The 13,282-nt window shown below is 74.1% G+C and carries 12 protein-coding genes; 8 read left to right on the plus strand and 4 right to left on the minus strand.

Annotated elements, in window-relative coordinates:
- Positions 1-189 precede the first annotated feature (189 nt).
- From ACWGJO_RS14685 to ACWGJO_RS14700, 4 genes are all read left to right on the plus strand, one after another.
- Entirely contained in the window at positions 190-558 is a 369-nt protein-coding gene (locus ACWGJO_RS14685) for a hypothetical protein (protein WP_452183799.1), read from the plus strand.
- Positions 559-1,497: 939 nt separating this feature from the next.
- Positions 1,498-2,226, plus strand: coding sequence for a DUF5753 domain-containing protein (locus ACWGJO_RS14690; protein ID WP_452183800.1), 729 nt, complete (start codon positions 1,498-1,500; stop codon positions 2,224-2,226).
- Positions 2,219-2,428: a DUF397 domain-containing protein gene (locus ACWGJO_RS14695; protein ID WP_401055449.1), complete on the plus strand. Its 210-nt coding sequence runs from the start codon at positions 2,219-2,221 to the stop codon at positions 2,426-2,428. The genes ACWGJO_RS14690 and ACWGJO_RS14695 overlap by 8 nt, the downstream gene beginning before the upstream one ends.
- 277 nt (positions 2,429-2,705) lie before the next feature.
- Positions 2,706-2,939, plus strand: a complete 234-nt coding sequence (locus ACWGJO_RS14700) for a DUF397 domain-containing protein (RefSeq protein ID WP_452183802.1) — start codon at positions 2,706-2,708, stop codon at positions 2,937-2,939.
- 622 nt (positions 2,940-3,561) lie between these two features.
- Here ACWGJO_RS14700 and ACWGJO_RS14705 read toward each other — a convergent pair.
- The 3 genes from ACWGJO_RS14705 to ACWGJO_RS14715 all read right to left on the minus strand — a co-directional run bounded on the left by ACWGJO_RS14705 (position 3,562) and on the right by ACWGJO_RS14715 (position 6,179).
- A complete protein-coding gene (locus ACWGJO_RS14705) occupies positions 3,562-4,005 on the minus strand; it encodes a hypothetical protein (protein WP_452183804.1) in 444 nt (147 codons plus the stop codon).
- A 333-nt stretch (positions 4,006-4,338) separates the two neighbouring features.
- Positions 4,339-5,001 carry a response regulator gene (locus ACWGJO_RS14710; RefSeq protein WP_452183806.1) on the minus strand — a complete coding sequence of 221 codons (663 nt, stop codon included), beginning with the start codon at positions 4,999-5,001 and terminating at the stop codon, positions 4,339-4,341.
- Positions 4,998-6,179 (minus strand): sensor histidine kinase, encoded by a 1,182-nt coding sequence (locus ACWGJO_RS14715; protein ID WP_452183808.1) that lies wholly within the window; start codon positions 6,177-6,179, stop codon positions 4,998-5,000. Before ACWGJO_RS14715 ends, ACWGJO_RS14710 begins: the two co-directional genes overlap by 4 nt.
- A gap of 501 nt (positions 6,180-6,680) precedes the next feature.
- Between ACWGJO_RS14715 and ACWGJO_RS14720 the strand changes: the two genes are divergently transcribed.
- A complete protein-coding gene (locus tag ACWGJO_RS14720; protein ID WP_452183810.1) occupies positions 6,681-8,177 on the plus strand; it encodes an alpha/beta hydrolase family protein in 1,497 nt (498 codons plus the stop codon).
- Positions 8,178-8,244: 67 nt separating this feature from the next.
- Here ACWGJO_RS14720 and ACWGJO_RS14725 read toward each other — a convergent pair whose 3' ends face one another.
- The gene (locus ACWGJO_RS14725) at positions 8,245-9,144 is read right to left on the minus strand and encodes a helix-turn-helix transcriptional regulator (RefSeq protein ID WP_452183812.1); all 900 of its coding nucleotides are present in this window, start codon (positions 9,142-9,144) and stop codon (positions 8,245-8,247) included.
- Positions 9,145-9,268: 124 nt separating this feature from the next.
- Between ACWGJO_RS14725 and ACWGJO_RS14730 the strand changes: the two genes are divergently transcribed.
- From ACWGJO_RS14730 to ACWGJO_RS14740, 3 genes are all read left to right on the plus strand, one after another.
- On the plus strand, positions 9,269-10,837 hold the full coding sequence (locus ACWGJO_RS14730) for an MFS transporter (RefSeq protein WP_452183814.1): 1,569 nt from the start codon (positions 9,269-9,271) through the stop codon (positions 10,835-10,837).
- 234 nt (positions 10,838-11,071) lie between these two features.
- Entirely contained in the window at positions 11,072-12,310 is a 1,239-nt protein-coding gene (locus tag ACWGJO_RS14735; RefSeq protein ID WP_452183816.1) for a cytochrome P450 family protein, read from the plus strand.
- A gap of 656 nt (positions 12,311-12,966) precedes the next feature.
- Positions 12,967-13,248 (plus strand): hypothetical protein, encoded by a 282-nt coding sequence (locus ACWGJO_RS14740; RefSeq protein WP_452183818.1) that lies wholly within the window; start codon positions 12,967-12,969, stop codon positions 13,246-13,248.
- The last annotated feature ends 34 nt before the right edge of the window (positions 13,249-13,282 follow it).

Genomic DNA, 13,282 nt, shown 5'->3' on the forward strand with positions numbered 1-13,282 from the left:
GGCCCGGACCCGGTCCGGGCCCGCCCCCGTCTTCCCCGCGTGTCCCGTTCTCCCGCCTTCCCGCACGTCCTGGCCGCCGCTCTGCGCGCTGGATCTTTAGGCCTGAAAGTCGCTATCCGAAACCGGTGATCAAACCATAGGAATGGCTCCACGGCCTGACCGGCCCCCCGACCAGAAGGAGCCTCACCCATGATTCGCCTTCGTACCACCTGTATGGCCGTCGCCGCTACCGCCGCGATGCTCGCCCTGGCCGCCGCGCCCGCCCAGGCCGCCCCGGGTGACGTCACGACCTCGTGCGCAAGCGTGGTCACCCCGGCCGGCTTCGTCGACGTGAACTGGGGCTACAGCAGCAGTTGCGGCACGCAGAGCTTCAGCCCGAACATCAAGCAGATCAAGCAGCTCACCGGACTGCCCGTCGGCACCGTGGTCCAGGCCTGCTCCACCACCTACCCGCCCGCGGGCTGGGTCCAGACCAGCTCCTACTACACCAGCAGCTGCGTCGCCTGGTCGAACCCGAGCCTCAACAACAACGCCTGGCAGCTGAAGCGCGTCTCCTGATCCGGCGCCCCCGGCGGCTCCGCTGATCCGCCGGCTCCGCCCGGACCCTCGGTCGGGTGCCTGACCCGAGGACCTGACCGAGGGCGCCGGGACCGGACGCGCCGGTGCCGACGTGATCAGCGGGCATGCTCGGGGCCGATCGAAGACCGTGCAGTTGTTGAGGTGTCGGTTGTCGCTCCACCCCGGCCCCGGTGAGCAAGTCCCTTCTCCGACCGCTCGGATCGCGCGGTCGGGCAACCCCGTCGGCACGACCGCAATGCGGGTCGGAGACCGGCTGGACGGGCTGTGGTGCAACGGGGCTCCGCGTACCGGTACCCGCGGCGACGGACGTCCGGTCCGTCCGTCCGGGCAAGAACCCCACCCGGCCCAGGACCAGGATCCTCGCTGCCGGCAACGAAGCCTGCCGCCCGACGGAGCACCTCCAGCGGCACGAGTCGTCGGAGTGCCGCCCCGGCCCACAGGCCGAGGCTCTGGGGCAGAGATCCTCGTGCAGAACTACTACCGCGGCAGGGCAGGCCGCCTGCGCCGGCGCACCGCCGGCGACGGCAGCCCGCCACCCTCCGCCTCGGCGATCGTCTCCCCCACGACACGACGGCTCGCTACGTCCCCCGCGGGCACATCATCAGCTGGAAGGGGTTCGCCGCACGTGTCACCGAAACGAAACCCCGTTATCGAGACCGCCGACCGCCTTCCAGACCTACCCGGACGAGAACGACATCCCCGGCCGAAGTCCTGCCGAACCCTTGGCACCTGAGCCCGATCACCCGAGATCACCGACAGAGTGAAGCTCGGGCGCCGCTCGCGGACGCGCGACGGTGAACGCGCTCGGCTCCTGCCACGCTGCACAGGAAGTCGGCGGGTCCGACTTCCTGTGCACGGCGCGGAATTCAGGTACTGGCTGCTTGGGTGCGGCAGTGGGTGAGGGCGTAGGTGAGGCGGGTGGGGGTCGATCCCTCCTACGTCTCCTACGCTGAACTTGCTCCTCCTGGCCGGACCCCGCCAAGCGAGAAGTTCGCACGTGATGCCGATCGGGTGCTTGAGACGGGCGGAACCCTGCTGCTGATGTGGCTCCAGGTCAAGCACTCGGCCTTGCTGGAGGGCTTTCCCGAGTACGCGGCCAATGAGACGCGGGCCAGTGAGATCCGGATCTTCGAACTCGGCATCATCCCCGGCTTGCTCCAAACGAAGTCCTATGCAGCGGCTCTTGCTAGGGCAGATGTTCGTCGAAGGGACATCACTCCCAAGCAAGCAGAAGAGAGGCTGACCTTTCTGTTCGCACGACAGGAGGCCCTGGCGCGACGTGATCCGCCGCTCATCCATGCCGTCATGGACGAGAGCTGCCTCCGGCGGATCATCGGTGGCCCCGAGGTCATGCGGGAACAGCTTGAGCAACTTGAACAGCTCTACGAGCAGGGGCGTGTGGTACTTCAGGTAGCGCCGTTCAGCATGGGAGAGCACAGGCCGTTCGCCCTGCCCATGCGGCTGCTGACGCTCCCCGATGGCTCCCTGTTTGGCTACTCTGAGTCTGAGGGGCGAGGGCACGTTGAACGTGATGACGACAGGCTCCGCGACTGGCGTAGGAGATACGATCGCCTCCAGGTAGGGGCGCTGGCCGAGTCGGCGACCCTCGAATTGATACTCCACGCTCGGAAGGACTCTCATGGCTGATTTCGACTTGACTACCGCTTCGTGGGTGAAGTCGACGTACAGCCAGCAAGGCGGCGACTGCCTTGAGGTTGCGCGTGGCTCTCGTGCATTGATGCCGGTCCGTGACTCCAAGGATCCTCAGGGCCCGGCTCTCGTCTTCCCGGCCGAGGCCTGGGTGTCGTTCGTTGCCGCTGTTCTTAGCGGCGAGTTCGGCGAGGTCTGAGCCCCCGCCCGGAGCGGAAACCAGCACCGTCCGCCCACCGGGTGGTGCTGAACGGCTGCGAACCGGACGTCACCACGCTCCGCAACGGCCGCCCCCGCTGACAGACCTCGCCGCCGACAACGAACAGAACCTGACGTTCGCGGACCGCCTAAGCGAATCTGACCCGTCGAAACCGCCAGTTTGAGGTCCTTATGTCCCAGGCGCTCGAACCGGCGGCGACCCGGTCATACATGCAGGCAACCCTGACGAACAGTGCGAGTTGGGGATAACTGAGAGGATGACCATGCACGACGGCACCACCCTCGACCAGGGCGGCTACAGCTGGGCCAAGTCCAGCTACTCGGCCGGTGAGAACGGCAACTGCGTCGAGGTCGGCCGGACCCCGGCCGGCATCATCCCGGTTCGCGACACCAAGCAGCACCGGCGCGGACCCGTCCTGGAGTTCACCCCCGCGGCGTTCCAGGCGTTCCTTGACGCCGTCAAAGCAAATGAGTTCCCGGTTCAGCTGTAACGGGTGAATGACGGATGGGTGGGCCCTGGCGAATCAGCCGCCGGGGCCCACCCATCTTCTTGCATACCACCTAGCCACGACAATGAACGCAAGTGGCCCTCACAACAATTCGGCAAGCTCACCTAAAACCGTCAACTGACGCACAGCAGCGCAGCCCTGTCCCAGGGGGCTGGCCAACGGCCGGCGTCCTACCTCACTTGGTGGCCGACCCTGCCCGAAGGCGCCACCGCGCTGCAGCCCGGCGGCGTCCGAACCACAGGCCCCTCCTGCCAGAAAGGTTCGGGCCGGGTCGGCGCCGTCCTGCCAGAGGTGCCTGCGATGGCGGCACGGCCGACCCGGAACTCCCCGATGACCTGCTGCACCTGTCGAACCACCGAGACACCGTTCCCCGAGCGCCCCGACCGGCACGCCGCCGAACCGGGCTTCGCACTCGCCCTCGCCTACAACGGCGAACTGCCGGTCGGGTACGCCTACGGCAACACCGGCGCGGTCCTACCGGCCGTCGCCCCCTCCCCCGTCGCACCCGCACCACCGGCCGCCGGTAGCACGGCCTCCCCCCGGTGCCGCTCCGGCGCCGGGGGCAGAGCGGCACCGGCCGCACCACCGGTGCCTTCAGGTGCCTTCAGGTGGCTTTCGGCGGACCGACGGTGCCGGCCGCCGGAGCAGCAAGGGCCCGGAGCAGCAGCAGCCCCAACCCCAGGTCGACGACCACGCCCAACGCCTGCAGCCAGTCGGCCGTCTTCCCCGGCGAGTAGATCTCCAGGTAGTCGGACAGCGCGTGCACCAGCACCAGCACCACCACCGGCAGCAGCACCACCCAACGCGCCGTCACCCCAAGGCTGGTCACCCCGCCGACCGCCAGCAGACCCCAGGCCCGGAGCAGCACCAGCACCACCACCGCGCCGGCCAGGTTGACCACGGTCGGCCCCAACTGCGGGAACCACCCCGGATCCAACGGCGGCAGTGCCTTCGCCACCACCACGATCGTCGCCTGCCGGACGGCCGCGGCCCCGACCGCCCCCGCCACCGGATGCCGGCGCACCTGGCTCCCCCATCGCGTCAGCACAGCTCGATGGTAGGCACGACACCGTCAAGTCGGCGTCAGTTCAGCGGAGTTGGAATCGTTCGCCGCACCGCCGAGACGGCTTCGGGGAGGCGGGAAGGACGCCCGTGGACCCCGCCCCGCCTCCTACGTCCGATCCGACGGCCCGCACACCGGCACTGCCGCGGCCCCTGCGCCGAACCTCCCCGTCCCCGGAGCCGCCCGGATGCCGCCCCCCGGCCCCGGCGGCGCAGGAAGTCGGCGGGGCCGACTTCCCACGCGCGGCCCCGGCGGGTTGGGCGGCCCAGGGCGAAGGGGCGTGGAGGGCGGGCGGGCCCACGCGGCGGGGCTGCGGGGTCAGGCCGGGTGGACGAGGCGGCTTTCGTAGGCGAGGACCACGGCCTGGATCCGGTCGCGGAGTTCGAGCTTCTGCAGGATCCGTCCCAGGTGGGACTTCACGGTCGCCTCCGCGAGGTACAGGGTGGCCGCGATCTCCGCGTTGGACAGGCCGCGGCCCACCTGGACGAGCACCTCGCGTTCGCGGGCGCTGAGCCGGCCCAGCCGCTCGTCGTGCTCGGCGTTGCGCCCGTCGGGGATGTGCGGGCGGAGGTTCTCCAGCAGGCGGCGGGTGATCCGCGGGGAGATCACCGCGTCGCCCGCGGCGACGTTGCGGATCGCGGTGAGCAGTTCCTCGGGCCGGGCGTTCTTCAGCAGGAAGCCCGAGGCCCCGGCGTTGAGTCCGGCGAAGGCGTACTCGTCCAGGTCGAAGGTGGTGAGGATGAGCACCCTGCTGTGCGGGGAGGCCGCGACGACCTGCCGGGTCGCCTCGATGCCGTCGGTCCCGGGCATCCGCACGTCCATGAGGACGACGTCGGGGCGCAGCTCCCGGGCGAGGCGTACGGCCTGGGCGCCGTCGGCGGCCTCGCCGACCGGTGCCATGTCGGGCTGGGCCTCCAGGACGGTGCTGAAGGCCATCCGGAGCAGGGCTTCGTCGTCGGCGATCAGGATGCGGATCGTCATGCGGGCGCCGTCGCCCTCGCCGCCGCTTCGCCGCTGTCGAGCAGCAGGCGGGTGCGGACTGCCCAGCCGCCGTCCGGGAGCGGTCCGGCCCGCAGTGTCCCCCCGTAGGCGGCCGAGCGCTCGCGCATGCCGGGGATGCCGTGGCCTGACGGTGCGGTGGCGGGGTGCGGGTGCGGCGGTCGGGGGCCGTTGTCGGTGACGTCCACGGTGACGGCCGCGGTGGAGCACTGGATGCGGACCGTGGCGCGGGTGCCGGTGGGGGTGTGCTTGAGGGTGTTGGTCAAGGCTTCCTGTACCAGTCGGTAGACGGTGAGTTGGGCGGTGGCGGGGATGTGGGCGTGGCCGCCGTGGACGTCGAGGCGGGTGGGCAGTCCGGCGGCGCCCATCTGGTCGGCGAGGGCCTGCAGTTGGGCGATGCCGGGCAGTGGGTGGCGCTGCGCGTCCGGTTCGTCGGTGCGCAGGACGCCCAGCGAGCGCCGCATGTCGGTGAGGGCCTGGCGGCCGGTCTCGGAGATCTGGAGCATCGCGGTGGTGGCCCTGTCGGGCGAGCGGTGCTGGGCGTAGACGGCGGCGTCGGTGAGCGCGACCATGACGGACAGGTTGTGGGTGACGATGTCGTGCATCTCCCGGGTGATGCGCGTCCTTTCCTCGGCGACGGCCAGTCGCGCCTGCTGTTCCTGTTCGTGCTCCAGGCGGGCGGCCCGTTCCTCCAGGGCGGCGAGGTAGGCGCGCGTGGTGCGCACGTTCACGCCGAGGACGGCGGCGGCGACGACCGTCGCGGTGACCGCGACGAAGGGGGTCAGGAACGCGCCTTCCGTCGCCCAGCGCAGGCAGGCCAGCAGGGCGCCCGCCTCCACGAGGGCACCGGCGACGAGCGTGCCACGCCGGCCCGAGGTGGCGGCCACCGTGTAGAGGGCCACCAACAGGGCGACGTCCGCGGGCAGTTGGACTCCCGTCAGCCACTGGACGAGGGCCGCGGCCGCCACCGCGCCGAACACCGTGCGCGGGGCCCGGCGCCGCCACAGCAGGGGCAGCGCGAGGGCGGCGGTGAGGGCCACGGCCACCGGCAGCTCGTGCGGCGGGCGCGTGGTCGCGGCGTTGAGGAGCAGGAGCGCCGGCAGCAGCGCGTCCCGCACCGCGGGCGGCAGCCGGGAGCCCCGGCGCCCGGCGGCTCTCACCGGTCGCGCCGCTCGTGCGCGGGCACGGTCGGCGTACTGCGTCAGTCGTGGGGCGGTCCTCGCCCACCACGCCCGCACTCGCGCCCGCACAGGCACCTGGTTCCGGTGGGCCTGGCCGGGTTCCGCGGCCGCCTCGGTCATCGCACGTCCCTGTCGATTCGGCGTCATGGTGGCCCCGGCCGGGGCCACCGCCGCGGACGGCCGGTTGCGGGTCGGGCACGGGGACCGTACGCCTCGCGCCGCCCCGGCACGCACCTCGGCCCGGCGTGCACCGCTGCCCGGCACGTACCGCGGCCCTGCTCACGGTAGGCCGCCGGCCCGCGCGGCACATGCGTCCACCGTCTGATCGTGCCGGGCCGGGATACGCCCGCAGGAGGAGTCCCGATACCTCCCGTGGTCGCAGTGCGGCCGCCGATCCGGCGTGCTCGACCACTGCCGCGGTCGTACGGGGACGTTGCGCGGTTTGCGACCCCGGTCGCAGGCGGCGGCGACCCGTGAGCGATGCGGCGGCGCACGCCCGGCGCCGAGCATGGCCGGGTGACCGAGAACATCGCGGGACTGCCCATGTCCCCCCTGGAAATCCTCGCCCTGCTGGGTGCCGTCGCGCTGGTGGCGGCGCGCTGGCTTCCCCCCGCCGCCCGCCCGCGCGTGACGATCGCGGCGGGGACGCTCCTCGTGCCGTCCGCGCTCGCGCTGGCCGTGACGGGGATCCGCTGGCAGCTGCTGCCGGTCCTGGCCGGCGCCGCCCTCGCGGCGCCGTTCGCCCTCGCGCCCCTGCTGCGAGGCCGCCGCCGCACCGGCCGGCCGGCACGGCGGGCCCGCTGGTGGCTGGCGCTGCCGGGATCGGTGGCCTGCGCCGGCCTGATCGCCACCGGCCCGGTGGCCGCCTGGGCCCTCCCCGTACCCGTGTTCCCCGAACCGTCGGGCGCCTTCGCGGTCGGCACCCGCGTGCTGCAGTGGACCGACCCGCGCCGCCCCGAGACCTTCACCGCCGATCCGAACGACCTGCGCACCGTCGTGGTCCAGCTCTGGTACCCGGCGCGGAAGAGCCCCGCGGGCACGCGGCGGGCCCAGTACCTCGGACGCACCGAGCGCGAGGCGCGCACCGTCTCCGAGGCTCTCGCCCGCGGCGTCGGCCTGCCGGGCTTCCTGGTCGACGGCGTGCCGCGGGCCCGCAGCCGTTCGGTCTTCGACGCCCCGGTGGCCGGTGGCGGCGGGCGGTTCCCGGTCGTGCTGTTCTCCCCCGGGTCGGGCGGGGTGCGCACCCAGAACACCGCCTGGGCGGAGGAACTGGCCAGCCACGGCTACGTGGTCGCCGCCCTCGACCACCCGTACGACTCCGCCGCCGTCGTCCTCGCCGACGGCCGGACGATCACCACCGAGACCGCCTCCAGCGGCGACCGGGACAAGGACGACGAGCTGGCGGCCGGCTGGACGGCCGTCCGGGCCGCCGACCTCGGCTTCGCCCTCACCCAGCTGGACGCCCTGGACCGAAGCGGGATCGCCGACCCGCTGACCGGACGCCTGGACACCGGCCGGGTCGCGGTGAGCGGCCACTCCATGGGCGGCGCCGCCGCCCTCCAGGCGGCCCGGCAGGACCGCCGGTTCGCCGCCGCCATCGACCTGGACGGCTCCCCCCACGGCCCCACCACGCCCGCCCTCGACCGGCCGACGCTCGCACTCACCCAGGCCCTCACCCCGGGAACCGACCCGCGCTACCTGCCCCGCCTCACCGAGGCGCTCAAGGCGAGCACCGCGACGAGCTACCGCCTCACCGTCCCCGGCGCCGCGCACCTCACGTTCATGGACGGCCCCCTGTACCTGCCGCCCGTGCCCTCGCTCGTCGGCTCCCTGGGCCGCACCGAGAGCCCGCGCGTCGTCGCCGCGGCCACCCTCGCCTTCCTGGACGCCGTTCTGCGGGACCAGCCCGGCGACCCGGCCGGCGCCCTGCGGGCCTACGGCGACCTCACCGTCCACCGCCCGGGCGGCCGTGGGTGAAGCCGGGTGACGGGCGGCCCGGGGCCGGCCCGGTGACGGGCGGCCGACTCGGCGCCGGGCGGCCCGCTCAGTGCCGGGCGGCCGGTTCGGCCGCGAGCGCGCCGAGGAGGCCGAGCGCCTCCTCGGCCCGGCTGCCGGGCGCCGCCGTGTAGACGACCAGCAGGTGGTGCGCGGTGCCGGGGGCGCGGAAGGTCTCGTAGTCGAGGGCGACCTCCCCGACGGCCGGATGGTGGAAGCGCTTGCGGCCGTGGCTCTTCTCGTGCACATGGCGCCCGGCCCACAGGGTGCGGAACTCCTGGCTGCCGAGGGAGAGTTCGCCGAGCAGGCGGACGAGTTCGGGATCGTGCGGCCGCCGCCCGGCGGCCATCCGCAGGATGCCGACGGTGGTGCGGGCGGCCTCCGCCCAGTCGAGGTGGACCTCGCGCGCGTCCGGGTCGAGGAAGAGCCGGCGGGCCATGTTCCGTTCGCGCGGCGGCAGACGGGGGAAGTCGGCGATCAGCGCGGCGGCCATCCGGTTCCAGGCCAGCACGTCGTTGCGGTCGTTCATGACCAGGGCGGGGGTGTCCGCCATCGCCTCGACCACCCGCCACAGCGCCGGGCGCAGCGCCTCCGAACGCCCCGGGGCCCATCCCGCCGACCGTCCCGCCACTCGGCCCGCCGCCCCGCCCGCCGCCCGGCGCGGCGGGCGGGCCAGGTCGTACAGGTGGGCGCGTTCGGCGGGGCCGAGCCGCAGCACCCGTCCGATGGCGTCCAGTACCTCGTCGGAGGGCCGGTCGGCGCGGCCCTGTTCGAGGCGTACGTAGTAGTCGGTGCTGAGCCCGACCAGTTCCGCGACCTCCTCGCGCCGCAGTCCCGGCACCCGCCGGCGGCCGGTCGGCGGCAGCCCGGCGTCCTCGGGGGTGAGCAGGGCGCGGCGGGTGCGCAGGTACTCGCCGAGGCTGCCGGCGAGCGGGTTCGGGTCGGCCATGCGTTCCAGTATGGGGGCGCCGGGGGGTGCCGTTCGGGGGTGCGGGGCCCGCAGGGTGGCCCTGTCGGACCCAGGGAACGGGACTCCCTTCCCGCCGCTCGCACGGCCCGCCGACGATCGGCGCATGACCACCTCCGCAAGCCCTCCCACCTCCGCGGGCTCTCCCACCTCCGCAAGCCCTCCCACCTCCGCGGGCGGCCTCCCGACCGCGGCGGGCGCCGGCCGGGACCGCTACCGGGCCACCGTCGCCGCGGTCGGCTGCGCCGGCGTGATGCTGCCGTTCTCGGTGACCGGCGCCGCCGTCGCGCTGCCCGACATGGCCGCCCGCCTCGACGCCTCGACCGACGCCGCCCAGTGGATGCTGAACGCCTTCAACATCACCTTCGCCGCGCTGCCGCTGGCCGCGGGCGCCCTCGCCGACCGGCTCGGCCGGCGCCGGGTGCTGCTGGCGGGGATCGCGCTGGTCGGCGCGCTGTCCCTGGTGGTCGCGCTCGCGCCGTCGATGGCGGTGGTGGACGCGGCCCGCGCGGTGCAGGGCTGCGGGGCGGCGGCCGTCCTGGCGGCGGGCGCGGCGGTGCTGGCCCACTCGACGTCCGGGCGGCGGCGCCGGGTGGCCTTCGGCGTGCTCGGCACGTCCTTCGGCACGGGCCTGGCGGTGGGGCCCCCGGCGGCCGGCGCGCTGGTGCAGGCGGGCGGCTGGCGGACGGTGTTCCTGCTGGTCGCGGCGCTGGCCGTGCCCGCGTACCTGTGCGCCGTCCGGGCGCCGGAGTCCCGGGCGCCGGGCCGCGCGCCGATCGACCTGGGCGGGCTGGGCTGCTTCACCGCGGGTCTCGCCGCGCTGTCGTTCGCCCTGGTCCGGGCCGGCGGCGCCGGCTGGACGGCGCCGGGCACCCTGCTGCCGCTGGCCGGCGCGGCCCTGCTGGTGGCGGCCTTCGCGGTGGTGGAGCTGCGCCGGGGGCCGCGGGCGATGTTCGACGTCCGGCTGTTCCGGCGGCCCGAGTTCCTCGCGGTCGTGTGCCAGCCGTTCACCGTGACCCTCGGCTTCGTGGTGCTGCTGGTCTACCTGCCCGCCTACCTCCAGGGGGTGGGCGGGCGTTCCGTGCTGACCAGTGGTCTGCTCCTGCTGCCGCTGACGGTGCCCGTCCTGCTGCTGCCGCTGCCGGCCGGGCGCCTGGCCGCGGCGTTCTCCGTCCGTACGGTGCTGACCGGTGCCTCGGCGCTGATCGCGCTGGGCGCCCTGCTGCTGGTCACGGTGCGCGGCGGCGCGGGGTGGGCGGCGCTGACGGTACCGCTGCTGCCGTTCGGGGCCGGGGTGGGGCTGGCGTTCGGGGTGATGGACGACGCGGCGGTGGGCACGGTGCCGGTCGAGCGCGCCGGGGCCGCGGCGGGCGTCTTCAACACGATGCGGATCACCGGCGAGTCGGTCGCGGTCTCGGGCGCGGCCGCGCTGCTCACCACGCTGACCGCCGCTCACCTGCCCGGCCTGCCGGGCGGCGAGGCGGCCCGGCTCGCCGCGCGGGCCGTCCAGGGGCAGGTGGACCCGGCCCTGCGGGAGGCGCTGGCGGCCGGGTTCACCGGGGCCCTGCACGTCCTGGGGGTCGTCCTGGCGGTGCTGTCCGCGGCGGGGGCGGTGCTCACCCACCGGGCGCTGCGGGAGCGGGGCGGGCGGGATTCGAAGGTGCGCCGGGGGTGAGCCGGGGGTGCGCCGGGGCGGTGCGCCGGACGGGCCAATGCCCCGTTGACGGCCGTGCCGCGCCCCTCTACAACGGAGCACAGGCCCCCATCCGCAACGGAGCACCGGCCCGGACACGCCGGCCCCGCCGCGGGGCACCGTCCACCGGGGCGTGCCCGACAGGTCCCGAGTTCCTGACAGGTCCCGAGAGTTCCTGAGTTCCTGAGTTCCTGAGAGCCCGTGAGGAGCAATGCCATGGCTCCGGACGACAACCGCTGCCCGGTGCTGGACATGACCGCCCGGCGCGTCCACCAGCAGAACGCGGAGCTGCGCGCCGCCGGGCCCGCCGTACGGGTCGAACTCCCCGGCGGCATCATCGCCTGGTCCGTGACCCGCAGCTCGGTGATCCGTGCCCTGACCGGCGATCCCCGGATCTCCCGCGACCCGCGCAGGCACTGGCCCGGCCTGGCCTCGGTGCCCGAGGGGTGGCCGATGGGGCCGATCGCGTTCCAGCAGAACTTCTTCAACCTCTACGGCCGCGAACACCGCTCGGCACGACGGCAGATGGCGCCCTCCTTCTCGCCCCGCCGGGTGTCCGGGCTGCGGCCCGGGATCGAGGCGACGACCGCCGCCCTCGTCGGCGCGTTCCGCGGCCTGGGCCCCGGCGAGGCCGTGGACGTCCGCCGGGCGCTGTCGCTCCCGTTGACCATGACGGTGATCTGCGACCTCTTCGGCGTGCCCGCCGACATGCGGCCGCGGATCGGCACATCGATGGACGCCCTGCTGACGACGACGGCCACGGCCGAGCAGATGACCGCCTCCCGGGCGGCGATCAACGTGGTGCTGGCCGACCTGCTGGAGCTCAAACGGCGCTCCCCCGGGCCCGACCTCGCCACCGACGTGGCCGCCGTCGCCACCGGCGGCGGGACGGGCCGCAGCGAGGAGGAGTCCCGCGACATCCTCTTCCTGATGCTGGGCGCCGGGTACGAGACCGCGGTCAACCTCATCACCAGCGCCGTCCAGGCGCTCCTCACCCACCCCGGCCACCTGGCCCGGGTCCGCGAGGGCGGCCTCGGCTGGGGGGACGTCATCGAGGAGACCCTGCGCCACGAGAGCCCGGCGATGCACATCCCGCTGCGCTACCCGCTGGAGGACATCGACCTCGGCGAGGGCGTGGTCGTCCGGCGGGGCGAGCCGATCCTGCTCGGCTTCGGCGCGGCCGGCCGGGACCCGGAGGTCCATCCGCGGCGGCCGGACGACTTCGACCCGACGCGCCCCGACAAGGAGCACCTGGCCTTCGGCCACGGCCCGCACTTCTGCCTGGGCGCGCCGCTGGCCCGCCTGGAGGCCGAAGTGGCCCTGGACGGGCTCTTCGGCGCCTACCCGGGCGCCGTCCTGGACCCGTCCAGGGCGGCGCCGGCCCGGATGGAGTCCGTCATCATCAACGGCCCGTCCGAGCTCTGGATCGTCCCCACGCCCGCCCCGGCCGCCTGACCTCTGCCGCGAACGCCCGTTGTGTGCACAGTCGTTGCGGTACGTTCCGTGACATCAACCGAAGACAGGCGACCCCGGCGGTGCTACCAACACCCCGGGGTCCGGCAACAGGAGCAACCACTCCCGATGCGCGTTCATCGTAGCGCCCACGTGCGCGATTTCACCGTGTTGCCCAACGGCATGCTGCAGTGCCGGCGGCTCTCCCACACCGCCCGCGGCCTGCTCGCGGACCTCCTCTCCCGCCCCGACGACCGGCGCGAGGACGGCCGGCACATGGCCGACACCAGCCCCCAAGGGCGCGGCGCGATCCGCAAGGCCCTGAAGGAGCTGACCGCCGCCGGGTACTACCGGGTCGAGCGGATCCGCAGGCCCGACGGCACGATCGTCACCGAGACCCACGTCTACGACACCCCGCAGCCCGCGCCACCGGGTGCCACCCGTCCGGCTCCCGGCGAAGCGGCCGCCGGCGGCGCTGACGCCCCTCCAAAGGACCGGAACCAAGAACCCTCCCTCTCCGACGTAGAAATGACGGATCATCAGGAGGGCCGGGAGCAGCTCCGTGCGGCGATCGCCACGCTGTTCCGGGTGATCCGGCCCGAGCCGCGCCTGCGCCTGGGCGAGACCGAGGCGCGTGAACTCGCTCCCCTGGTCGCGCGGTGGCTGGAGCGCGGCAGCAGCGCCGCCGACCTCGCCCAGGCCTGCTGCCGGGCCTGCCCAGCCCGTTGCACTCGGCGGTCGCGGTGCTCCGCTACCGCCTGTGGCACAAGCTGCCGCCCTCCCCGACTGCCGCGGCGCCCAAGCCAGTTCGGTACGCGGAGTGCGCCCGCTGCCACGACCCGGTGCCCCGCCCCGGCACCTGCGGCCCCTGCGCGGGCCTCACCCCCCGTCCGCCCGGCGTCGGCTGCGGCGCGGCGGCCACCCGCCTCGGCGCCGCCTGACCACCGCCCGACCACCGCTGCCGGCCTCGGTGTG

Source organism: Kitasatospora sp. NPDC054795, from assembly GCF_053611565.1.

Coding starts and splice junctions, on each gene's coding strand:
- ACWGJO_RS14710 (WP_452183806.1), bottom strand. CDS start 5,001: ATGACGATCCGCATCCTGATCGCCGACGACGAAGCCCTGCTCCGGATG.
- ACWGJO_RS14695 (WP_401055449.1), top strand. CDS start 2,219: ATGGCTGATTTCGACTTGACTACCGCTTCGTGGGTGAAGTCGACGTAC.
- ACWGJO_RS14720 (WP_452183810.1), top strand. CDS start 6,681: ATGCGGCGGCGCACGCCCGGCGCCGAGCATGGCCGGGTGACCGAGAAC.
- ACWGJO_RS14730 (WP_452183814.1), top strand. CDS start 9,269: ATGACCACCTCCGCAAGCCCTCCCACCTCCGCGGGCTCTCCCACCTCC.
- ACWGJO_RS14700 (WP_452183802.1), top strand. CDS start 2,706: ATGACCATGCACGACGGCACCACCCTCGACCAGGGCGGCTACAGCTGG.
- ACWGJO_RS14735 (WP_452183816.1), top strand. CDS start 11,072: ATGGCTCCGGACGACAACCGCTGCCCGGTGCTGGACATGACCGCCCGG.
- ACWGJO_RS14685 (WP_452183799.1), top strand. CDS start 190: ATGATTCGCCTTCGTACCACCTGTATGGCCGTCGCCGCTACCGCCGCG.
- ACWGJO_RS14725 (WP_452183812.1), bottom strand. CDS start 9,144: ATGGCCGACCCGAACCCGCTCGCCGGCAGCCTCGGCGAGTACCTGCGC.